This is a genomic window from Rudaea sp., from assembly GCF_047601565.1.
Classification (GTDB): Bacteria; Pseudomonadota; Gammaproteobacteria; order Xanthomonadales; family Rhodanobacteraceae; genus Rudaea.
The window spans coordinates 1,139,084-1,160,516 of record NZ_JASGIY010000001.1 but is presented as its reverse complement, the minus strand read 5'-3'; the positions used below and the strand labels follow the sequence as shown (position 1 = coordinate 1,160,516).

The window sequence follows — 21,433 nt, the reverse complement described above, 5'->3', positions numbered from 1 at the left end:
CCCGACATGGAAACCGGCGTTCCATCCGCCTCGCCTGCGCGCCGCGCCGCGCTGATCTTCATCTTCGTCACGCTGCTGATCGACATTCTCTCGTTCGGCCTGATCATCCCGGTGTTGCCGCACCTGATCGAGAATTTCCTCGGCGGCGACATTTCCAGCGCGGCGCGCTGGTACGGCGCATTCCAGATCGTGTTCATGGCGATGCAGTTCGTGTTCACGCCGGTGCAGGGCGCGCTGTCGGACCGCTTCGGCCGGCGCCCGGTGATCCTGATCTCGAACCTCGGCCTCGGCCTCGACTTCATGATGATGGCGCTGGTCGGCACGCTGCCGCTCTTGTTCATCGGCCGCGTAATCTCGGGTATCACCGCGGCGAGTTTCTCCGCATCGAACGCCTACATCGCCGATGTGACGCCACCGGAGAAGCGCGCGCAGGCGTTCGGCTTCGTCGGCATCGCGTTCGGTCTCGGCTTCGTCATCGCGCCGGCGATCGGCGGCGTGCTCGGCGAGATGCACCCGCGCCTGCCGTTCTGGCTTGCGGTCGTACTGTGCCTGACCAATTTCTGCTACGGATTTTTCGTGCTGCCGGAATCGTTGACGCCCGACAGGCGCACGTCGCATTTCGACTGGTCGCACGCCAATCCGTTCGGCACGCTGAAACTGCTCGCGCGCTATCCGCAGGTGCTCGGCCTCGTTGGCGTCGCCGCGCTGATCGCGTTCGCGCACATGGTCTATCCGTCGACGTTCGTGCTCTATGCCGACTACCGCTACGGCTGGGGACCGCGCATGGTCGGCATCACGCTGGCCATCGTCGGTGTGCTCTCCGCGATCGTGCAGGGCGGGCTCATCAAACCCATCGTCGGCAAGCTCGGCGAGCGCCGCGCGCTGATGTTCGGCTTGGTCTGCGGCGTCATCGGCTTCGTTCTGTACGGACTGGTGCCGACGGGCTACTGGCTGTGGGCGGTGCTGCCGGTCGGCGCATTGTGGGGTACCGCGCAGCCGGCGACGCAGGCGCTGATGACGCACATGGTCGCGCCAAGCGAACAGGGCCGCCTGCAGGGCGCGGTGACGAGCGTGTCGAGCCTGTCGGGCATCGTCGGCGCGATCGCGTTTCCGGCCACGCTCGCGTTTGTGACCGCATCGCACGAGCACACCTGGCTTGCGGGCGCGACGTTCTATCTCGCGGCGGCGATCCTCGCGGTCGCGCTGATCTTCGCGCTGCGTGCGACCAGGCATCTGCCCGATCGCATAGTGGCGACTGCGCCGTCCGTCGTCGCGGAAGCCGTGCCGGAAACGGCAAGCGATGTGTTGATGCCGGCGCCGGAAAATGAATCGCGGCCGTAGGAATACGGCAAAAGCGCCTGGACCGAAATCGTCTCGAATGCGTGTAGACGCAGCAGGGCGAACAATCCCCCCTTCGGCCGAAAATAAATTTCCTTCATCGCTTTCCCCCTGTATGCGCACGCGCCGCAGGAGTATCGTCTGCGCGAATGACGGAGACGCTGGAAGATTGGTTCGCGCGCGAAATCCTCGTGCATGAGCAACTGCTCACGCACTTCCTCGCGCGCGTGTGGCCGAACCGTGACGAAGTGACCGACCTGAGGCAAGACATCTACGTGCGGGTATTCGAATCCGCGCAGCATGCCCGCCCCGTGCTGCCGAAGGCGTTCCTGTTCGCGACCGCGCGGCATCTCATGACCGACCGCCTGCGCCGGGGCCGCGTCATCTTCATCGGCACGCGGGGGGATTTGGACGAGCTCAACGTCCTCGTAGACGAGGTCTCGCCCGAACACCGCACCACGAGCTTGCAGGAATTGCAGCGCCTCGCCAAAGCCTTCGACGCGCTGCCGACGCAATGCCGCACGGTGATGTGGCTGCGCAAGGTCGAGCAACTCTCGCAGAAAGAGGTCGCCGCGAAACTCGGCGTGCAGGAAAAGGCGGTGGAGAAACAGGTTTCACGCGGTATGCGACTGCTGACTTCGGCCATGCTCGCGGGAGCGGATGCGACGAGTGCGAGTTTCGATTCCGGATCCCCGGAAAGCGAGTTCGAACATGGATAGCGAGCGCATCGAACGTGCGGCGGCCGACTGGCTCGCCAAGCGCGACAGCGGCAGCTGGAGCGAGGCGGACGAGCAGGCGTTCAGCGCCTGGCAGAACGAGTCCACCGCGCACCGCATTGCCGTCATCCGAATCCGGACCACCTGGCGTCAGGCCGACCGCCTGCAAGCGCTCGGCGCGGGCGTGCCGCGCGGCGAGATTCCCGAGCCCGGCAGTTGGCGCCTGTCGCCTTTTTTCGATCGCGAAAAGCACCGCGCGGGACCGTCGCCGTCCGCCGACGAACCGGATTCCGTCGAGCGCGACGAGATCGGCGGCGGCACGGCAACCGCCACCGCGCGCACGCGCAGGCCGCGCGCAACGGCGACGATGTCCCGCTCGTTCGCACTGCGCGCCTGCGCCGCGGTGCTGGCGCTCGGCCTTGCCGCGGCCGGCGCCTGGCGCTTCATCGGCTACGACCCGAATGTCTACCGCGCGGACATCGGCGACACGAAAGTGGTGTCGCTGGCGGACGGATCCACCGTCACGCTCAACACCGACACCGTCATCCACGTCGCGCTGTCGGCCGCCGAACGCCGCATCGATCTAGAACGCGGGGAAGCGTTCTTCGAAGTGGCGAAGGATCCGCAGCGTCCCTTCGTCGTCAACGCCGCGGGGCAGCGCATCGTCGCCGTCGGCACCAAGTTCTCGGTACTGCGCGAGGCGCTGGATACGCGCGTGGTCGTCACCGAAGGCCGCGTGAAGGTCGAAGAACTCCAGGGCGGCGCAACGGTGGGGACCGCGACGGAACTGCCCGCGGGCAGCATCGCGCAGGCCGGTTCCGCGGGCGTGCTGGTGAAACGCGCCTCCGTCGCGGAGGCCGAAACCTACATGAGCTGGCGCTCCGGCTACATCGCGCTGCGCGACACGGAACTCGCCGCCGCCGTGGCGGAGTTCAACCGCTACAACCGCAAGCAGCTCGTGATCGCTGATCCGTCCATCGCCACGCTGCGGATCGGCGGCAACCTGCGCGCGGCGAACGTGGAAGCGTTCGTGCGCGTGCTCGAAGAAGGATTCCCCGTGCGCGCGGAGGACAAGGGCGATCGCATTCTTCTGACTGGCAGCAGTTCGCGCTGACATCGGCGCGCGCCGAATCGGCAACAGGCAAAAAACGATTCGCTGAAGTGAAGGGGGGATTTTGCGGCGATCCGCGTCACCGTCTGCATAGACTCGCCGGAAGGCATTGATACGGGGACTCCAATGCAGAAAGCCTCTCTGTGGCACCGATTCAAAATGCGCCCGCTCGTCGCCGCGCTCGCTCTTTGCGCCAGCGTATGCGCGATGGCGGACGGCTTGAAGCCGGTCAGCGTGCCTGCCGGCGATCTCACAACGGCGCTTGAGCTTCTGGAAAAACAGTCCGGCGCGGAGATCGTCTATCGACCCGAATTGCTCAAGGGATTGCGAACCGGCGGCGTGAAGGGAACGCTGTCGCCGCAAGAGGCGGTGACGCAACTGCTCAAGGGCACCAAGCTCACGATCCATGCCGACAAGAGCGGCGTGCTGCTGATCACGGGAACCGACGGCGCCGCACCGGCCGGAGATTCTTCCCCTCCTGGCACTGGAAAGAAACAAGGGGAGAAGAGTCGGACGGATCGGGCAGCTCCTGCGCAATCCTCTTCGATAGCGAAAGAAGAACCTGGGCAACAGGATTCTCAGAAGGAGCCCATCGAGATGCATGAGGTAGTGGTTACCGGATCGAGAATTCGTGGCGCGCCGCCGGCGTCGCCCGTCATCACCGTAACCCAGGAGGACATGGCGCGCGCCGGTTATGCCGATCTCGGCGATGCGGGCCGAGGCATCCTGCAGAATTTCAGCGGCGGCGTGAATCCGGGCATCGCCGGCGGCGGCGATCAGGGCGGCTACAACAATCTGGACAATGCGTCCGCCCTTAACCTGAGAGGGCTCGGGCCAGATGCGACCCTGACCTTGGTCAACGGCCATCGCATCGCCTATGACGCGGTCGCTCAAGGAGTCGATATCTCGGCGATCCCGATCGCCGCGGTCGAGCGCGTCGAGGTTGTGACCGACGGCGCCTCTGCGCTGTATGGCTCGGATGCCGTCGCCGGTGTGGCCAACGTCATTCTGCGGCGGGAATTCGATGGGGTCGAAGCGTCCGTCAAGTACGGCGGTTCCACCGACGGCGGCAACCAGCAGCAGCGCTACAGCATCACAACGGGCGGAAGCTGGACTTCCGGTGGGGTGATGATGGCGCTCGACGATAGCCACTACACTGCGATCAACGCTAGCGATCGGTCGTATACATCGACGTTATATGGGACGCAATCCCTCGTGCCCGAGCAGGAACAACGCAGCGCAGTCGTTGCCGGCCATCAGAATCTTGCCGAAGGGCTCGAACTGGAATGGGATGCGTATCTCAATGACCGCACCTCGGATCTTACCAACGACTTCACCACCACAGCCCCTGTGACTACCAGCGGCATCCACAACCTGCCGAGGGTGGAATCCTATGAACTGACGCCGACATTACGCTATCAGCTTGGCGGAGGATGGGAAGCCTCTCTCAGTGGAACCTATGCACACAGCAAGACTGCGACTCATTCTCAATTTTTTTCGCAGGGCGCGGAGTTGTATCGGACCTTTCTGGGCTACGACAACGATATGACTTCCGCTGAACTGAATGCGGAAGGTCCCGTGTTCGCGGCACCGGGCGGCGATGCACGCCTTGCCGTCGGCAGCGGATATCGTTCAGCTGGGTTGGACGCCAATGTGGTTCGAACGACCGGCGGAGTAAGCGCGACGACCAAGAATTTCAATAGCACTCAGGACGTCTACTACGGCTACGGCGAACTGTCCATTCCTCTCGTCAGTCCGTCTCAGAATCTGAGTTTTGCGCATGCGCTTACGTTCAACGCAGCCGTGCGTAACGAGGACTACAAGGGAATCTCGGATGTCACCACGCCAAAGCTGGGACTGATTTTCGAACCGACTGCGAATGTCACCTTGCGGGGAACGTGGGGAAAATCTTTCAAAGCCGCGACGCTCTACCAAGAAAATACCGCTCCATCAGCGTACCTTCTTCCAGCGACTTACTACACGCCTCCGCCATCTGGCGGTGGACCCGTGCTCACTCTCGGCGGCGGCAGCCCCACCCCGCTTCAGCCGGAACGCGCGACGACATGGACGACATCCCTCGGATTTCACCCGAATTTTCTCGCGGGACTGACCGTGGAAGCGACCTATTTCGATATCCGTTATCGTGACCGCATCGCGGTACCGGTCAGCCCAACCCTCACCGCGCTGGGCAATCCGATCTACAACCAATTCATCATCTACAACCCGACAGCCCAGCAGGTACTCAATGCCATTGCGGGCCTTCCGACCGGGTTATCCAATCAGACGGGACAGCCGTTCGATCCGGCCAATGTCGGAGCCATAATCGAGGACTTCCTCAGCAACGTGGCCAGTGTCAATGCGCGGGGCGTCGATCTGTCCGCGAACTACTCTATGGATATCGGCGCGGACAGCCGATTATCTCTGACGACTTCAGCAAGCTATCTGGAGAGCGAGCGTCAACTCAGCGCAGGTCAGCCGACGCTGCAATTGGCGGGCTTGATCTTTAATCCGCCGCACTGGCGCGCACGCGCCAGTGCAACGTGGCAGCGAGCGAATCTGACGGTGACCAGCGCCGTAAACTATTTGGGCGGCGAGAGCGACAACCGCTACCTGCCCGTCGAATGGATCGGTTCGTTCACGACATTTGATGCGACTGCCCAGATCAAGTCGACCGCCAATGAGGGATTCTTGCAAAATTGCGAAGTGGGACTGTCGGCGCTAAATGTTTTCAACAAGAAGCCCGCCATCATCCGCAATTCCAACCCAACCGATCCGCCCTACGATTCGCTGAATTATTCCGTGGTCGGCCGCTTTCTTGGCGTTTCCTTCACGAAAAGGTTCTAGTGATGAGAATGCGACTGCGGAACGTATGGGCGGTCGCATGTATGGCGCTGGCGGGATTCGTCGGAAGCGCGCATGCCGCGGCGGACGACAAACGCGACATCACGAATGAAGACCTCGTCAACGCGCCGGAATTGCTAGACGTGCAGATCTCGCCGGATGGCAAGCAAGTGCTCTACGAGGTTCGCCGCACGCTATACGAACGGAACGAATATCAGACGGAGCTGTGGCTGCGGGATGCGGACGGCAAGACCGCCGCGCGTCGGCTCGTCGCCGGGCCGCCGGTGAAGAGCCCGTTCCAATCGTTGCGCGCGCAGTGGGCGCCGGACGGGCGCTCGTTCCTCTATTTCGCGACGCGTGACGGCAGTTCTCTGCTCACACGCTACACGCTCTCGGATGCACGCGAAGAGGTATTGCTGACGCAGGAGTGGGCGGCAACGGATCCACGCCATACGCACGTGCAGTTTGCGAAGATGTCGCCTGACGGCAAGACACTCGCGTTCGCGGCAGCCAAAGAGCCGGCTAAGAGTGTGCCGATGCGAGGCATCGTTGCGGGCACGGAGTGGTGGCGTCCGCAGGCCGGGCCCAACGCATCTCTATGGCTGCTCGATATCGCAACGAAATTGATGAAGCGGATGACCGAACCGACGATGCACGTGAGTGAGGTCACCTGGTCGCCGGACGGCACGCGCATCGCATTCGGCGCGGCGCCGAGCGCGAAAGACTCGCCGTACATCGACGACCTATATGTGCTAGACGTACGCTCCGGCAAGATTCGGCCGCTGGTCCAACAGCAAGGCTGGGATCACGAGGCTGTATGGTCGCCGGATGGCCGGTCGATTGCATTCGTATCGCAGAAGGGTACGCTGGACTTGAACTATGCCTCGTGGATTGCCGTCGTACCGGCCGACGGTGGCACGCCACGCTACTACTTTGATGCGTTTCAGCAGCAATCAGGCTCAGTACCCGCCAATTTGCGTTGGACGATGGACGGCAAGCGTCTGCTTTTCACCGAACTGTATCATTTTGGCCGGCATCTGTTCGAAGGCGATCTGAACACGAACGAAGTACGCCAGCTTTCCGCGAACGGGCACTATTACCAGCGGTACAGTTTTTCGGCCGATGCGCGGCGTGTGGCACTCACGATCGAGGACGTGACCACGCCGAGCGATGTGTACGTGACTTCGCTGCCATGGCGTGAGCCGCGCAAGCTAACCGAACTGCATCCAGACTGGAACGACATTCGCCGCACGCAAGTGCTGACGACGAAGTGGCGCAGCCGGGACAATCGTTTCGACGTCGAGGGTGTCGTGATCCTGCCGGCGAATGCGCGGCCCGGTGAGCGCCATCCGACCTTGCTTTACATGCCCGGTGGCCCGTCGATGCCGCGCATGGGTTTCATGATGGATGAGCCGCTCTATCCATTCCTCGTGTTCGCGGCGCGCGGTTACGCCGTGTTTATCCCTAGCTCTCGCGGGCGCGGCGGCTTTGGCAAAGAATTCCGGGACGCAATGCCGCGCAATTCCGATGTCATGCCGGGGCCGTTCGCCGATGTAATGGCTGGCATCGACAATCTGATCGCACGCGGCATCGCCGATCCTAACAAGCTCGCTTTCAGCGGCTTTAGTTACGGCGGTATTCTTGGGTCGTATGTGCTCGCGCATACGACGCGTTTCAAGGCCGGCGGCATCAACGAGGGCTATCCGAACCATCTCCGTTTGGCGCTACGTTATGCCGGCAGCGCACATTGGCGCCAGTTGCTGAAAGACCAGGAAGGTTTGGGCTCACCCTGGAATGAGAAGGACTTGCGCGTGCTGTGGGAGAACTCGCCGATCTATGCGATGGATCATGCAAAAACGCCGACGCTGCTCGAATTCGGCGAGCTGAGCGGCGCGCACGACGAAGGCGTCGAACTGTACTCGGCACTCCAGTATTTCAACGTACCCTCGATGTTCATCGTGTACCCGCGCAGCGGGCACGGAAACGACGAACCGAAGTTGCTGATGGACAGTTACCAGCGGCAACTCAACTGGTTCGATTACTGGGTGCTCGGGAAAGGCCAGGATCCTAGAGGCGAGCAGCAGTAGTTAAGCGGGAAACGTTGACTGGCATGCGCTTCGGTTGAAGGGCGGCGAGGGTAGCATGCAAGTCAACGTGGCCGAAGAGAGGCAGCGCTACCGCGCCTTGCGTTTCCTTTTCACGCGAGTGGTCTGCGATGCCTTGGCTGGCTTGGACGCCTTGATGGCATCGAGGCGCTGCTGCGCCTCCCGCTTTCCTACGCCGCGCAGGGCAATGATCGCCGCCAACTGCTCCTTGCGAGGCGTGGCTTTTTTGGTTTCCCAGTTGTAAATCGACTGTTCGCTGACACCGAGCAGAAGAGCGAGCTGCGGTGCCGACAGGCCCAGCCGCAGCCGCAGCGAACGCAAGCCTTTCGCGACGAATCTGACGGGGCGGCCGGGCAGCGCCGGGGGAGTATTACCGCCCGCGGCACTGGCCCGTTTCTCCAGGGAAGTCGACTTCTTCTGCAATACGGCCACTTGGCGCTTGAGTGCGGCAATGTCCCGCCGGTAAGCCGCAGACGATTTCTTTACGCTGGTCACCGTCTTGCGGATTTCACGTCTGCAGAGCCGCGAGATTTCGTCTCTCAGGAGTGCGCCGATATTGGGCATGGTCTTTCGTTCCGATTCAGGCGGCCGCGTCTTTGAGCTTCTTCAGCGGGCGTACCTTTACCCGCACCGAAGCCGGCTTTGCCGCAAACCACTGTTCCTGTTTCGTGAACGGATTGATGCCTTTGCGCTTCGGCTTGGCCGGGATGGTGGCAACGGTGATTTTCAGCAGGCCGGGCAGGGTGAATGTGCGCGCGCCGTTCTTGTGCACCGAGCCGACGACCGCGTTTTCGAGCGCAGCCAACACCGAGCGAACGTCCTTGGCCATCACATCGCAGGTGCCCGTGATGTATTCGACCAATCCCGCTTTGCCGAGGGGCTGTTTGATCGGCTTGTCTGCGGCCGGCTTGGAAGTGGATTTCGACGAAGCTTTCTTGGCGGTTTTCTTGGTGGCCATGATTTTTCCTGTGGTCTTGGGTTAAAGGTAAAGGACGATCAGCGCGTAGGCTGGGATGAACCCTCAGGCGAATCCCAAGGCATCGGGCGGCGGATTGTTGTCGCCTGACGGCTCACCCCCGACCTGCTTGCTCCACAGCTTACGCGATGCGCGGTTCGTTTGCTCGAGCGGTAGTCGACCGGCGCGATCATGCCGGTCGTGAAAAGCGAGTCGATTCGATCGGCGGCGAATCCTCCTCGCCCTTGGCGGGCGAGGAGGGAAGGGCCGCGCCTCAGGCCCGCGCGTCTTCAATAACCGGCTCGTAAAGCCAGCGGGCCAGGAGTCCGGCGATGACCGCGCCGAGGATCGGCGCCAGCCAGAACAGCCAGAGCTGCGCGACGTATGCGCCGCCGGCGAACAAAGCCGGCCCCGTGCTGCGCGCGGGATTGACCGAGGTGTTCGTCACCGGAATTGAGATCAGGTGGATGAGCGTCAGCGCCAACCCGATCGGGATGCCCGCAAAGCCTACTACGGCTCCTTTCGAGGTGGTGCCGATGATGATGAACAGGAAGAAGAAGGTCAGAACGGCTTCGATCAGGAAGCAGGCGCCGACGCCGTACTTGCCGGGACTCGAGATCGCCGTAGCCGTCTGCCGCGAAACCGCCCGGCGTCCAGCCCGCCTTGCCCGAGGCGATGACGTAGAGGACGGCGGCAGCGACGATGGCGCCGACGACCTGGGCGACGATGTAGGGGATGACGCTTCTGCCGGGGCAACGCCCCGCCGCCCACAAGCCCAGCGTCACCGCCGGATTGAAATGGCCGCCGGAGATGTGGCCGACCGCATAGGCCATGGTGAGCACCGTCAGGCCGAAGGCGAACGCGACGCCGAGGAAACCGACACCGAGCTGCGGAAAAGCCGCCGCGAAGATCGCGGTGCCGCAGCCGCCGAGCACCAGCCAGAACGTGCCGAAGAATTCGGCAACGGCACTGCGCACGAGGATGTTGCTGTTCATCTTTACCTCCTTTGTTTGTTGGGACCTACCTCAAAATCGAACCCGATTGACGTCGAAGCTCAGCGAGATTCTTCTTCTCTCTTGCCGAGAGAAGGGCCACTCTAGCGAACATTCGTATAGCGGATGATCCAACGGGTGAACTGCAACCTCAGGGTCTGCAATCTCAGGGTCAGAATCGACTTTCCCGGAACCCAGGTCAGAAAATCCGGGTTTGGGCTCACCGTTTGCTTTTCAGATGTTTTAACCGGTCGGTTGGCTCAGCGCGTCACGCAACGCCCGTACGGTCACGGCGAGAGTGGGCAGATCGCTCTGCACCGTGCGCCAGACGATCTGGTAATCCACCTCGAAGTAGCCATGGATTACGCGGTTTCGCATGGCGCTCATCTGTGCCCAGGGGACTTGCGGATGTGCGGTAACGAAAGCCGGGTCGGCTTTCAGAATTTTCGTCGCCGCCTCGCCGATGATCTCGATGCAGCGCACGGTCGCATCTTGCAACAGGCCGTCACGTTCAAAGGCTTCGAGGTTCGCCGCGCGCCCTACGTAGTGACGCGCACGCGCAATGGCGTCGAGGATATGATCGAGGTATTCGGAGACGAACGGCGCGGTTCGGCTCATACCGCGACGGCTTCACGCAGGATGCGCTCACGGCCGTGCCGCGGCAAGGAGTTTGGCGTGAGGACATCCACGTGCACGCCGAGCAATCGCTCCGCTTCGATCTGGATCGCTGCCAGAGTAAATAGCGTGGTGGTCGAAGTTGGCTCCACCAACAGGTCGAGGTCGCTGCCTTCGGTATCGTCGCCGCGTAGCACCGAACCGAAAACACGTGGCCGCAGGACGCCATGCCGCTTCGTGAGTTGACGGAGTTCGGCGCGGTGAGCGTGCAAGGCCAGCGAAGGTTTCATGTGTGAATATCCAGGTGGACTAGTCCCCGTTTCATAGCGACCGGCGCATGAGTTGTATGCTACGGGCCTTGGTGGTTCGACGGCAACCCAATGGAACTTGGGTTTTGGTATCGATTTTCCAGCAAGTAGCCGGATATAGGCACGAATCATGGGAATGCGCGATGTGATTCCCGGATTTCGCTCAACATGTAGTAGAGTCGCCAAACGTATGAATTCTTTTCTCCGCATCAGCGAGCGCATTACGCGCCCGGCTTTCGCCGAAAGCCGGGGCTGCTTCGTGTGCGCGATAAACAGACTGAGTGCGAGGAAAGAATCCCATGAGTACCGAGGGCAGCGGCCCCGAGGAATCCTGTCCCACTAGCCAGCGGCTGTGTCTGCGCGCGCTGGCCGAGGCGGATCCCGGCGCGTTGATAAGAGTCCTGCAGCTGTTTCAGCAGCTGAATGTTGTCCCGAGCCGAGTGACTGCGGAGGCGATGGCGGACCGGCCGCAGATTGAAATTCACGTCGCTCATTTCTCCGAAGCACGCCTCTCATTGATTACCGCGAAGGCCGGTCAGGTGCCGTCGATCCTGAGTGCCCGCTGGGTTCGGGCGTGATCTTGCCGGTGGGAGGCGACGATAAGCGCGCACGTCCCAGAGGCATCGTCGATGCGGAACGCATCCTGAAATGACGCGCCTCTCAGGCTGTCACGAACCGTATTTGACGCTGCACCCGTAAGGCTGCGAGACCGGCACCGACACCGGCTTGCCGGCCTTGAGTTCCGCGAGCGCCTGCGGCACGTACTGGATGGCCTTGGCGAGATCTTCTTTGTCCGTGCTCGCGATCGAATCGATGCCGCCCATGTAGCGCAGCACGCCCGCGCCGTCGATGACGTACATGTGCGGCGTCGTCTTCGCGCCGTACAGATGGCCGACCTTGCCGTCGCCGTCGAACAGGTAGGCGCTCGGTGCGGCGTGGTATTGCGCGATCAACGCCTGCGTGCCCGCGCCGTCGAGATGGCCCTGCTTGCCGGGCGCGCCCGAGTTGATCGTCAGCCAGACGACGCCGTCTTTCGTAGCGTCGGCCTGCTGCTTCGGGATGTTGCCGCTCGAATAGTGCTTCTGCACGAACGGGCAGCCGGGGTTGTTCCACTCGAGCACCACGGTCTTGCCCCTGTATTGCGACAAGGTTTCGGTCCTGCTGTTGCTGTCGGACAGCGAGAAGTCGGGCGCGGGCGCGCCGACGATGGGCGCGGCGAAAACGGACGATGCGGCGAAAGCAAGGCTTGCGGCGGCCAACAGCGGTTTCAGGGTCATGGCGGATTCCTCGGTTTTGCGGAGGGCGAGGGGGTGGCGTCGCCGAACGGAGCGTGTACGAGCCGCGCGTTCGCGTTGCCGTCGGTAAGCACCAGATCGAAGCGTTCCGGTATAGAAGTAAAATAATCGCTTTTTGCAAAAGTAAACACGATGTCGTCGCCGCGAATGTCCACCTTGGGCGGCGTGTTGGCGACGATCCCGGTCTGTACGGCCAAGGCGTCGAGCGTCGCGGATGTCGGCAGGCCGGCGTCGTGCAGCGTCACCTCGATGCGATCGCCGCCAAGCACGGAGTGCGCTTGCCGGCCCGATCGTATCGGCAGGCGCCTGCGCGCATCGCCGAACAGCGCATCGGATTGCGAAAAGTCCTGCGCAACGGCATTGATTCGAGTTTTTGTCGCGGCGGGAACCGGATTGCGGATCGGCAGATCGAACGACAGTTCCGCCTTGCCCGGAACGCATTCCTCGTGGCACACCAGCCATTTGACCGTGACCGCAAGATGCGCGACCGAACCCGGCGGCGCGTCGGGCGGCACCTCGATCGGCACCGGCAGCAGCGCGATACCGTCGTAGCCGAAGTTGTACAAATCGCCCACCTTGATCCGCTTCGGCGCGGGCCAGGCGATTTCGCCGGCCTTGAAGCCCGCGGGCAAGGTCCATGCGAGTTTCGTAGGCAGGCCGGAATCACCGGGATTGACCCAGTAAGTGTGCCAGCCCGGATCGGGCGTCAATACGACCCCCATCCATGCCGTCTGACCGGGGGCCGGCATTTGTTCCAGCATCAAATCGATCTTGATGTGGTCGCCGTCGAAGTGGGTGGTAGGCGCGGCGGGCAACGCCATCGGCGCGAGGCACGCGAACGGCAGACACAGGCAGCGGATCGAATTTCGCATGGCGGCCAGGATGACCGGCGGCGGAGGCGATTCCTTGCATCCGCCGCGCGGACCGTTCGTCACTGCTTGTGCTCGGAGTCCTTGTCCTTGCGTTCGGGCGCCTTGTGTTCCGGCTCTTTGCGCTGCTCCGGCTGCGGCCGCGCGCGTCGCTGTGGCGCCGGCGCGGCGCGATGCTCGGGTTGCGCGGGCGGATGCGCCGGCTCGTGCGTCGCCGGCTGCGCGGCGGGCGCGCCGCGCGGCGCGGTTTCGGGCCGCGGCGCCGCGCGTTCGCGGACGGGCGGCGGCGTACGCTCCTCGACCCGTGGCGCAGGGGCCGTGCGCTGCGGTTGCGCCGGCGCCGGTGTCGTTGCGCGCGGCGCGGCTTCGCGCCGCTCCGGCGTGGGCGCCGGCAGGGCGGGATTCGGCCGGTTCTGCGGCACCGCCGGCGTGAGCGCCTCGCGCACCGGCGCGCGTTGCGCCGTGGGGTTGGGCCGATACTCCGGTTTCGCCACGGCCGGGGTTTGCGGACGTCCGCGATTGATCTGGAAGAACTGCTGGCGATCCGCGCTGGCCTGGCGTTCCTGGAACGCCTGCGCCTTGGTCAGGTCGATGCGCCGCTCGGCCTGCGCCGCTTCCTGCTGCGGCGTCGGCCGTGCGGTCAAACCGTGCGGACCGCCGTTGTAGCTGACGTTGTTGATGGTGACGTTGTTGACCACGGTCTGGTGGTAGGTTTTGTGGATCACCGTCGTGTTGATGCGGTTGACCGCGGTGTTGTACTCGAACACGCGCCCGTTCCAGCGGCCGCCTTCGTAGCCCGCGCCGGTGTAGCCGTGGCCGTAGTTGACGCCGCCGTAGAAGCCGACGTGCGGGCCCCAGTAGCCGTGATGGAAAACGTAGGCCGCGCCGGCCAGGGCCCAGAAACCCGGCGTCCACAGCAGGCCCGGCTGCGGTGGCGCGACCCACGCGCCGGGCACCCAGAAATAGCCGTCGCTGCCGTAGCGCCAGTAGCCGGGCGTCCAGATGTAGCCTTCTCCGGGGCACGGCGGCTGTTCGTAGTCGGGCAGCGGCGGCGGCGGTTCGCTGACTTCGGCCACGGGCGTCTCGTACTCCTCGTCGGGCTCGGCCGGCGCTTGTGCGGCGTATTGATCGTCCTCGGCTTGGTTGGCTGCTGCAGGCGGCAACTCCTGCGCTGCGGGAACGGATGCCGCAGCAGGAGCGGAAGCAGGAACGGGTGCAGGCGCCGGTGCGGGAACAGCGGCAGCGGAGGATTCGGGAACCGGTGCCGGTGGCGGCGCTTCCGCCGGTGTGGCCTGATCGGCCGGCGGCGACGGCGAGCACGCGGCGAGCGAAACGGCGGCGAGGGTAAGCAGGCCCAACTTGTTGGGAAGTTTTCGCATGGCTGCCTCCATCGAGGGCACTTGAGAAATTCAGCCTAGTGCCGCGCGAGTTACCGTGTGCTGAATTCGCCCACGTGAAAATATTGCGAAGACCTTCGCAGTCGCGGTTGTCGCTGCCAGCCGTGCTCAAGCGGACTGGACGACATCCACGGCGCGACGCTCAAGCGCCGATCGCTGCGCGGCATCGAGCACCGTCATCACCGCCAGCGCCTGCTCGGGCGTGACCGGATTCGGCCCGCGCCCACGCAGCATGCGTTCGATGCCGAGGTAGTACTCGCGCTGGTCGCCGCGCGGGGTTGGAATGCTGCGCGCCGGCGATGCGCCGGGGTGGAACTGCATCGCGTCGGGATCGATGCCCCAGCCGTCCGCGCCGGGCACGATGCCGGCCTTGAGCTGCGCTTCCTGCCGGTCGGCCTCGCGCTTGACCAGGCTGCCGCGCTCGCCGTGGACGACGAAGCGCGGACTGCCGCCGGCGACGAGCATGCCGGCGTGCAGGATCACGCGCAGGCCATCGCGATAGTCGAGCACGACATGCGCCCAGTCGTCGCTGAGTGCGCCTTCGCGCTGCCGCGCCAAGTTCGCCTGCACGCGTGCGGGCGCACCAAATAGTTGCACCGCCTGATCGATCAAGTGCGGGCCGAGATCGAACCACAGTCCCGCACCGCGGCCCGCGCCTTCGCGCCAGCGTGCGCGTACCTCGGGGCGGAAGCGGTCGATATGCGATTCGAAATGGACGACGCGGCCGAGCAGGCCGTCGGCGATCGCCTGTTTCACCCCGAGGAAATCGCTGTCCCAGCGGCGGTTGTGGAAGACCGAGAGCAGTCGGTCGTTTTCACGCGCGCTCGCGATCACGCCGCGCGCCTCGTCGGGATCGAGCGCGAACGGCTTGTCGACGACGACATGCTTGCCCGCGTGCAGCGCGGCGCGTGCGAGCGGCGCATGCGTGTCGTTCGGCGTGGCGATGACGACGAGATCGATGTCGTCGCGCGCGATCAGGGTCGCCGCGTCGGCGACGACCTCGACCCGCGGCCAGTCGGCGTGCACCTTCGCCGCGTCGCTCGATGCGACGCAGGCGAGCTGCAGGCCCGGCGTCGCCGCGACCAGCGGCGCGTGAAACGTCTTGCCGGCGTAGCCGTAGCCGATCAGGCCGACACGGATCGGGATTCGGGGCATCAGCGTGCAATCGAAAGGTCCAGGGTCTTTCGAGTGTAAGGCGAATCTAGACCTGCCGAGCGAGCACGGCATCGACCCACTCGATCCAATGCCGGACCGGAATTGGAGCTGCGGTTTCCAGATGGGCGAGGCAGCCGATGTTGGCCGACAGGATCATCGCGGGCCGGCCGCACTGCAGGTTTTCCAGTTTGCGTTCGCGCAGGCGCTGCGAGAATTCCGGTTGCAGGATCGAATACGTACCGGCCGAGCCGCAGCACAGATGCGGTTCGGCGAACGGTACGAGCTCGGCGCCGAGCTTGACCAAAGCAGCTTCGACCACGCCATTGATTTTTTGCGCATGCTGCAAGGTGCATGGGGGATGGAAGGCGACGCGGCGCAGCGAGTCGGGCAGTGCGGTTCGTTCGCGTACACCGGACGTTTGCAGCAGCGGCGGCAGGTATTCGGCCAGATCGCGCGTTGCGGCGACGATGCGCCGTGCCTTGTCGAGGTAAATCGCATCGTCGCGCAACAGATGCGCGTACTCCTTGATCATCGCGCTGCAACCCGAGGCGTTGATCACGATCGCTTCCGCGCCCGCATCGAGCAGCGGCAACCACGCATCGATGTTGCGGCGCGCGCGCGCCTGCGCGGCGGCATGCGCGTCGAGATGGAAGTCGAGCGCGCCGCAGCAACCGGAGTTCGGCACGACGACCGCCTCGACGCTGCAGGCATCGAGCACGCGCGCAGTGGCGGCGTCGATGCTCGGCATCAGCGCGGGCTGCACGCAGCCGTTGAGCAACAGTACCTTGCGCGCGTGCGGTGCGTGCGGCCACGCGCCTGCCGCGCGCGCCGGCGAAATCTTCGCGCGCAATTTCGCCGGCAGCATGGCGCGCAGCGCGCGGCCGAGACGCACGGCGGGATCGAACAGCCAGCGCCGCGTCAGCGCGAAGCGCAACAGGTCGCGTTGCGCGCGCTGCGAGAATGGCCGCGGCACGCGCTCGGCGACGACGGCGCGGCCGAGGTCGACGAGGCGGCCGTACTTGACACCCGACGGGCAGGTCGTCTCGCAGTTGCGGCAGGTCAGGCAGCGGTCCAGGTGCAATTGCGTCGCCAGGTGCAATTGCGTCGCCGCGCCGGGCGTCTCGCCCTCGAGCACGCGCTTGATCTGGTAGATGCGTCCGCGCGGGCCGTCGAGCTCGTCGCCGGTGAGCTGGTAGGTCGGGCAGGTCGCGTTGCAGAAGCCGCAGTGCACGCAGGTGCGCAGGATGGCTTCGGCCTCGGTGCCGTCGGGCGTACCTTTTATCCAATCGGCCAGATGCGCTTCCATGCTCAGAACTCCGCGCTCATGCGGCCGCGATTGAAGATGCCGTTCGGATCGAACTGGCGCTTGAGGCGGCGATTCAGTTCCAGATTGAACGCCGCCAGCGGATGAAACATCGGTACTCCGTTGCGCTCGCCGCGCCACAGCGTGGCCGTGCCGCATAGCTTTTCCGTGCGCGTTCGGATTCCGCCCGCCGGCGTCTCGCTGCGCAGCCAGCGCAGCGCGCCCGACCATTCGACGAGATCGCCGCCGGAAGCATCGATCGGCGCGGTGGCGGGCAACGACAAACGCCAGAGCGGCTTGTCGCTGCGGCGAAAAAATTCGTGCGACTGCTGGCGCAGGCTCGACCACCAGGCGAGTGCTTCCGCTTCGTTGATCATCGTGCCGCCGAGTGCGGCACAAGCGGCGCGCAGCGCGCTCGACGATCCCGACAGACGCACGCTGGCAATGCCGTCATGCCAGCAGGTGGCCGAAATCGGCAGCGGTTGCGCGCGCCAGCGGTGGAACATCGCGAGTGCTTCCGCATCATTGCACTCGAAGCGCAGCGTGACTTCTTCGCGTGGACGCGGCAGCGCCTTGAGCGAGACCTGCGCGATCAGGCCGAGCACGCCGAGCGAGCCGCACAAAAGGCGCGCGACGTCGAAGCCGGCGACGTTCTTCATCACCTGGCCGCCGAAGCGCAACAGTTCGCCGTGCGCGTCGAGCAGATGCGCGCCGAGGACGAAATCGCGTGCGGCGCCGGCGCTCGCGCGGCGCGGGCCGGACAGGCCCGCCGCGATCACGCCGCCGATCGTCGCGTCTGCGTGGAATATTGGCGGTTCGAACGGCAGGAACTGGCCGTGCTGCGCAAGCGCGGTTTCGATCTCGGCCAACGGCGTACCGCAGCGTGCGGTGATCACGAGCTCGGACGGTTCGTAATCGACCACACCGCGATGCACTCGCGTATCGAGCACGTCGCCGACGAGCGCTTCGCCATGAAAATCTTTCGTACCGCCACCGCGCAAACGCAGCGGCGTCTTCGCGGCGTTTGCGGCGACGATGCGTTCGCGCAGGTCGGCAAGCGAAGGTTCCATCGCCATCAGAACCGCGGCAGGTCGGCGAACGGAAGCTGGCCGTCGTGCACGTGCATGCGGCCGAATTCGGCGCAGCGATGCAGGGTCGGAATCGCCTTGCCGGGATTGAGCAGGCCGCCGATGTCGAACGCGCGCTTGACCGCGAAGAACGCTTCGCGCTCGGACGGGGTGAACTGCACGCACATCGAGCCTATCTTCTCGACGCCGACGCCGTGCTCGCCCGTGATCGTGCCGCCGAGCTCGACGCAGAGCGCGAGTATGTCGGCGCCGAAGCGGTCGGCGCGGTCCCATTCGCCGTCGCGGTGCGCGTCGAACAGGATCAGCGGATGCAGGTTGCCGTCGCCGGCGTGGAACACGTTCATGCAGCGCAGAGCATGCTTTTTCTCCATTGCCTCGATCGCGCGCAGCATGCGGCCGAGATGCTGGCGCGGGATCGTGCCGTCCATGCAGTAGTAGTCGGGCGAGATGCGGCCAGCGGCCGGAAACGCGTTCTTGCGTCCCGACCAGAAGCGCAGGCGCTCGGCCTCGCTTTGCGACACGGTGCATTGCGTCGAACCCGCGGCCTTGAGCACGCGTTCGATCCCGGCGATTTCGTCGGCGACTTCCGCGGCCGTGCCGTCGCTTTCGGCGAGCAGGATCGCCTCGGCGTCGAGATCGTAGCCCGCGCGCACGAACGGCTCGACCGCCTGCGTCGCCTTGCGGTCCATCATCTCCAGCCCCGCCGGTATGATCCCGGCCGCGATGATCGCGGCGACCGCGTCGCCGGCCTTGGCCACGTCGTCGAACGAGGCCATGACGACCTGCGCGCACTGGGGCTTCGGGATCAGCTTGAGCGTGACTTCGGTGACGACGAGCAGCAGGCCTTCCGAGCCGATCGCGAGCGCGAGCAGGTCGAGGCCGGGCGAGTCGAGCGCGGCGCCGCCGAGCACGACTTCTTCGCCGTCGATCGTGTAGCCGCGCAAGCCGAGCACGTTGTGCACGGTCAGCCCGTACTTGAGGCAATGCACGCCGCCCGAGTTCTCGGCAACGTTGCCGCCGATCGAACAGGCGATCTGCGAGGACGGATCGGGCGCGTAATAAAGTCCGTGCGGCGCGGCCGCCTCCGACACCGCGAGATTGCGCACGCCCGGTTCGACGCGGGCGGTGCAGGCGAGCGGATCGAGTTCGAGGATGCGGTTCAACTTCGCCAGCGACAGCACGAGCCCGTCCGCGCACGGCATCGCGCCGCCAGACAGCCCCGTGCCCGCGCCGCGTGCGACGACGGGCACGTGCAATGCGTGGCAGGCGCGCAGCACGTCGCGCACCTGCGCCTCGTTCTCGGGCAGCGCGACCGCGAGCGGCACCTGCCGGAATGCCGACAGCCCGTCGCATTCGAACGGCGCGGTCCGCTCGGCGTCGAACAGCAGGCAATGCGCGGGCAACGCGCCCGCCAGCGCCTGCGTGAGCGCTTCGCGGCGCGGCGTGCGTGGCGATGGCGACAGGATGGCGGACATGGGCGCATCCTAAACCCGCGCCTGCGCCGCCGACAGTCCCGCCATGTTGGCCGAACGTCCACGTGACAGCCGCCCGCGACTGGCGTATATCGGGGCCGTTCGGAACGCAACGGGCGGGCAGCGGAAGCCGCAGCAGAAAAAGCATACTTCGTCCGACGCAAGGGGACCGCATGTTCACCCAGGTGATCGATCCGCTCGGCAGTCTGCCGCTGACCTGTCTCGTGGCGCTCGTTCCGGTCGTCTTCCTGCTCGTCCTCCTCGCCGTGTTTCGCGCGCCGGCCTGGATCGCGGTGATGGCCGGTTCGCTCGTCACCTTCGCGCTCGCGGCATGGGTGTGGCGCATGCCGGTCGACGTCGGCGCGCAGGCGTATCTCGACGGCGCGGCGACGGGCATCTGGAACGTCAACTGGATTACGTTCTGGGGCCTGATCCTGTTCAACACCCTGTCGCTGACCGGCCTGTTCGAGAATTTCCGGCGCTGGTTGATCGCGCAGGGCAGCGCCGACGTGCGCGTGCAGACGATGCTGTTCGCCTGGGCGTTCGGCGCGCTGCTCGAAGGCCTCGTCGGGTTCGGCTACCCTTGGGCCGTGGTCGCGCCGATCCTGATTTCGCTCGGCATCTCGGACCTCAACGCGATCCGCGTCGCCGCGATCGCGAACAATGCGCCCGTGTCGTACGGCGCGCTCGGCGCGCCGATCATCGGCCTCGCCGCGGTCACCGGCTATCCGCTGCTCGCGTTGTCGGGCTCGATCGGCTCCGTCGTCGCGATCCTCGCCCTGCTGCCGCCGTGGGTGTTGTTGTACCTCGTCTCGGGAAGACGGGGCATGTGGAGCGCGTGGCCGCTCGCGGTCGTCGGTTCACTCGCCTACATCCTCGGCCAGTACCCGGTCGCGGTCTACCTGGGGCCTTACCTGCCCGACGTGAGCGGATCGATCGTCTGCTTCGCCGCGCTGCTCCTGCTGCTGAGGTTCTGGCAGCCGCGCGAGGTCCTCGGCTACGGCGGCATGCCGCTCGACGCGGCCGCGCTCGCGCAGCACCGGCGCGACCACGGCCTCACGCCCGGCGAGGTCGTGCAGGCATGGATGCCGTTCGCGATCCTGCTCGTCGTCGTCGCGCTGTGGACCGGGCCGTGGTCGCCGCTGCCGAAGGTGAGCTGGTTCAAGACCGCGGCGGTCGCCTGCAGCGCGGCCGCGGCTCCGTGCGCGGCGGGAAAGTCCGACGTCAGCGCGGCGTTCAATTTCGCGCCGTGGGTCGGCGGCACCGCGATCCTCGCGGCGTGGATCCTCGTCGCCGTGTGGCTGTTCGCGATCCGCAAGCTCGACGCCGGCCTTCTCGGGGGCGTGTTCCGCAAGACCTTCGCGCAGATGTGGGGCGCGCTGCTCGTCGGCGGATTCATCTTCGGCCTCGCCTACGTGTTCAATTTTTCCGGCATGGCCGCCTCGCTCGCGAAGGGCTTCGCCTCGCTCGGCACCGGCTTCGTCGTCGTCGCGCCGGTCCTCGGTTTCATCGGCGTCGCCTTGTCCGGCTCGAACACGTCGACGAACGCGATGTTCGGCAAGTTCCAGGCACTCGTCGGCGTGCAGCTCGGCATGCCGCCGCTGCTGTTGCCGACGCTCAATTCGGTCGGCGCGGAAATCGGCAAGCCGGTCGCGCCGCAGACCGCGAGCGTCGGCGTGTCGACGAGCCGCTTCGTGCGCAGGGAGGGCGACGTGATCCGTCACAACATGGGCTGGACCTTCGTCCTGCTCGCCTATCTGATCGCGATCGCGGTCGGTTTCTACCTGCTGCAGCCGGCCATCATGACGGTGTCCGCCGCGAAGTAGCGAGCAGGCGTCTTGCCGACGCGGATCGGCGCGGACAGAGCGCGAGG

Annotated in this window: 18 protein-coding genes and 1 pseudogene; 7 read left to right on the top strand and 12 right to left on the bottom strand. The window is 65.0% G+C overall.

Going from position 1 to position 21,433, the window contains the following annotated elements:
* Positions 1–6: 6 nt before the first annotated feature.
* The 5 genes from QM741_RS05005 (at position 7) to QM741_RS04985 (ending at position 8,093) form a co-directional block, all read left to right on the top strand.
* Positions 7–1,341: a TCR/Tet family MFS transporter gene (locus QM741_RS05005; protein WP_415206632.1), complete on the top strand. Its 1,335-nt coding sequence runs from the start codon at positions 7–9 to the stop codon at positions 1,339–1,341.
* A gap of 146 nt (positions 1,342–1,487) precedes the next feature.
* Positions 1,488–2,057: an RNA polymerase sigma factor gene (locus QM741_RS05000; RefSeq protein ID WP_415206631.1), complete on the top strand. Its 570-nt coding sequence runs from the start codon at positions 1,488–1,490 to the stop codon at positions 2,055–2,057.
* A complete protein-coding gene (locus QM741_RS04995) occupies positions 2,050–3,168 on the top strand; it encodes a FecR family protein (protein WP_415206630.1) in 1,119 nt (372 codons plus the stop codon). The genes QM741_RS05000 and QM741_RS04995 overlap by 8 nt, the downstream gene beginning before the upstream one ends.
* 123 nt (positions 3,169–3,291) lie before the next feature.
* Entirely contained in the window at positions 3,292–6,009 is a 2,718-nt protein-coding gene (locus tag QM741_RS04990; RefSeq protein ID WP_415206629.1) for a TonB-dependent receptor domain-containing protein, read from the top strand.
* Positions 6,010–6,050: 41 nt separating this feature from the next.
* Positions 6,051–8,093: a S9 family peptidase gene (locus tag QM741_RS04985; RefSeq protein WP_415206628.1), complete on the top strand. Its 2,043-nt coding sequence runs from the start codon at positions 6,051–6,053 to the stop codon at positions 8,091–8,093.
* Positions 8,094–8,180: 87 nt separating this feature from the next.
* Here the strand turns inward: QM741_RS04985 and QM741_RS04980 are convergent, their stop codons facing one another.
* The 5 genes and pseudogenes from QM741_RS04980 to QM741_RS04960 all read right to left on the bottom strand — a co-directional run bounded on the left by QM741_RS04980 (position 8,181) and on the right by QM741_RS04960 (position 10,963).
* Entirely contained in the window at positions 8,181–8,675 is a 495-nt protein-coding gene (locus QM741_RS04980; protein ID WP_415206627.1) for a helix-turn-helix domain-containing protein, read from the bottom strand.
* Positions 8,676–8,691: 16 nt separating this feature from the next.
* On the bottom strand, positions 8,692–9,069 hold the full coding sequence (locus QM741_RS04975) for an HU family DNA-binding protein (protein WP_415206626.1): 378 nt from the start codon (positions 9,067–9,069) through the stop codon (positions 8,692–8,694).
* A 271-nt stretch (positions 9,070–9,340) separates the two neighbouring features.
* A pseudogene (aqpZ, locus tag QM741_RS04970) lies at positions 9,341–10,061 on the bottom strand (aquaporin Z).
* 240 nt (positions 10,062–10,301) lie between these two features.
* On the bottom strand, positions 10,302–10,676 hold the full coding sequence (locus tag QM741_RS04965; RefSeq protein WP_415206625.1) for a DUF86 domain-containing protein: 375 nt from the start codon (positions 10,674–10,676) through the stop codon (positions 10,302–10,304).
* Positions 10,673–10,963, bottom strand: a complete 291-nt coding sequence (locus QM741_RS04960) for a nucleotidyltransferase family protein (RefSeq protein ID WP_415206624.1) — start codon at positions 10,961–10,963, stop codon at positions 10,673–10,675. Before QM741_RS04960 ends, QM741_RS04965 begins: the two co-directional genes overlap by 4 nt.
* A 317-nt stretch (positions 10,964–11,280) precedes the next feature.
* Between QM741_RS04960 and QM741_RS04955 the strand changes: the two genes are divergently transcribed.
* Positions 11,281–11,559 (top strand): hypothetical protein, encoded by a 279-nt coding sequence (locus QM741_RS04955; RefSeq protein WP_415206623.1) that lies wholly within the window; start codon positions 11,281–11,283, stop codon positions 11,557–11,559.
* A 90-nt stretch (positions 11,560–11,649) separates the two neighbouring features.
* Here the strand turns inward: QM741_RS04955 and QM741_RS04950 are convergent, their stop codons facing one another.
* The 7 genes from QM741_RS04950 to QM741_RS04920 all read right to left on the bottom strand — a co-directional run bounded on the left by QM741_RS04950 (position 11,650) and on the right by QM741_RS04920 (position 19,563).
* The gene (locus QM741_RS04950) at positions 11,650–12,258 is read right to left on the bottom strand and encodes a redoxin domain-containing protein (RefSeq protein ID WP_415206622.1); all 609 of its coding nucleotides are present in this window, start codon (positions 12,256–12,258) and stop codon (positions 11,650–11,652) included.
* Positions 12,255–13,148: a protein-disulfide reductase DsbD domain-containing protein gene (locus QM741_RS04945; protein WP_415206621.1), complete on the bottom strand. Its 894-nt coding sequence runs from the start codon at positions 13,146–13,148 to the stop codon at positions 12,255–12,257. The genes QM741_RS04950 and QM741_RS04945 overlap by 4 nt, the downstream gene beginning before the upstream one ends.
* Before the next feature lie 59 nt (positions 13,149–13,207).
* A complete protein-coding gene (locus tag QM741_RS04940; RefSeq protein ID WP_415206620.1) occupies positions 13,208–14,524 on the bottom strand; it encodes a hypothetical protein in 1,317 nt (438 codons plus the stop codon).
* 126 nt (positions 14,525–14,650) lie between these two features.
* Complete coding sequence (locus QM741_RS04935) at positions 14,651–15,697, bottom strand: oxidoreductase (RefSeq protein WP_415206619.1); 1,047 nt, start codon at positions 15,695–15,697, stop codon at positions 14,651–14,653.
* A gap of 46 nt (positions 15,698–15,743) precedes the next feature.
* The gene (glcF, locus tag QM741_RS04930; RefSeq protein ID WP_415206618.1) at positions 15,744–17,003 is read right to left on the bottom strand and encodes a glycolate oxidase subunit GlcF; all 1,260 of its coding nucleotides are present in this window, start codon (positions 17,001–17,003) and stop codon (positions 15,744–15,746) included.
* A gap of 2 nt (positions 17,004–17,005) precedes the next feature.
* Positions 17,006–18,076: a glycolate oxidase subunit GlcE gene (gene glcE / locus QM741_RS04925; RefSeq protein ID WP_415206617.1), complete on the bottom strand. Its 1,071-nt coding sequence runs from the start codon at positions 18,074–18,076 to the stop codon at positions 17,006–17,008.
* Entirely contained in the window at positions 18,076–19,563 is a 1,488-nt protein-coding gene (locus tag QM741_RS04920) for an FAD-linked oxidase C-terminal domain-containing protein (RefSeq protein ID WP_415206616.1), read from the bottom strand. The genes glcE and QM741_RS04920 overlap by 1 nt, the downstream gene beginning before the upstream one ends.
* 170 nt (positions 19,564–19,733) lie before the next feature.
* Here QM741_RS04920 and QM741_RS04915 point away from each other — a divergent pair, with 170 nt between their 5' ends.
* Positions 19,734–21,386 (top strand): L-lactate permease, encoded by a 1,653-nt coding sequence (locus QM741_RS04915; protein WP_415206615.1) that lies wholly within the window; start codon positions 19,734–19,736, stop codon positions 21,384–21,386.
* Positions 21,387–21,433: the final 47 nt, after the last annotated feature.

Bases quoted from the DNA above. Each gene is read 5' to 3' on its own strand.
- QM741_RS05005 (WP_415206632.1), top strand. From the start codon at position 7: ATGGAAACCGGCGTTCCATCCGCCTCGCCTGCGCGCCGCGCCGCGCTG.
- QM741_RS05000 (WP_415206631.1), top strand. From the start codon at position 1,488: ATGACGGAGACGCTGGAAGATTGGTTCGCGCGCGAAATCCTCGTGCAT.
- QM741_RS04995 (WP_415206630.1), top strand. From the start codon at position 2,050: ATGGATAGCGAGCGCATCGAACGTGCGGCGGCCGACTGGCTCGCCAAG.
- QM741_RS04990 (WP_415206629.1), top strand. From the start codon at position 3,292: ATGCAGAAAGCCTCTCTGTGGCACCGATTCAAAATGCGCCCGCTCGTC.
- QM741_RS04985 (WP_415206628.1), top strand. From the start codon at position 6,051: ATGGCGCTGGCGGGATTCGTCGGAAGCGCGCATGCCGCGGCGGACGAC.
- QM741_RS04980 (WP_415206627.1), bottom strand. From the start codon at position 8,675: ATGCCCAATATCGGCGCACTCCTGAGAGACGAAATCTCGCGGCTCTGC.
- QM741_RS04975 (WP_415206626.1), bottom strand. From the start codon at position 9,069: ATGGCCACCAAGAAAACCGCCAAGAAAGCTTCGTCGAAATCCACTTCC.
- QM741_RS04965 (WP_415206625.1), bottom strand. From the start codon at position 10,676: ATGAGCCGAACCGCGCCGTTCGTCTCCGAATACCTCGATCATATCCTC.
- QM741_RS04960 (WP_415206624.1), bottom strand. From the start codon at position 10,963: ATGAAACCTTCGCTGGCCTTGCACGCTCACCGCGCCGAACTCCGTCAA.
- QM741_RS04955 (WP_415206623.1), top strand. From the start codon at position 11,281: ATGAGTACCGAGGGCAGCGGCCCCGAGGAATCCTGTCCCACTAGCCAG.
- QM741_RS04950 (WP_415206622.1), bottom strand. From the start codon at position 12,258: ATGACCCTGAAACCGCTGTTGGCCGCCGCAAGCCTTGCTTTCGCCGCA.
- QM741_RS04945 (WP_415206621.1), bottom strand. From the start codon at position 13,148: ATGCGAAATTCGATCCGCTGCCTGTGTCTGCCGTTCGCGTGCCTCGCG.
- QM741_RS04940 (WP_415206620.1), bottom strand. From the start codon at position 14,524: ATGCGAAAACTTCCCAACAAGTTGGGCCTGCTTACCCTCGCCGCCGTT.
- QM741_RS04935 (WP_415206619.1), bottom strand. From the start codon at position 15,697: ATGCCCCGAATCCCGATCCGTGTCGGCCTGATCGGCTACGGCTACGCC.
- glcF (WP_415206618.1), bottom strand. From the start codon at position 17,003: ATGGAAGCGCATCTGGCCGATTGGATAAAAGGTACGCCCGACGGCACC.
- glcE (WP_415206617.1), bottom strand. From the start codon at position 18,076: ATGGCGATGGAACCTTCGCTTGCCGACCTGCGCGAACGCATCGTCGCC.
- QM741_RS04920 (WP_415206616.1), bottom strand. From the start codon at position 19,563: ATGTCCGCCATCCTGTCGCCATCGCCACGCACGCCGCGCCGCGAAGCG.
- QM741_RS04915 (WP_415206615.1), top strand. From the start codon at position 19,734: ATGTTCACCCAGGTGATCGATCCGCTCGGCAGTCTGCCGCTGACCTGT.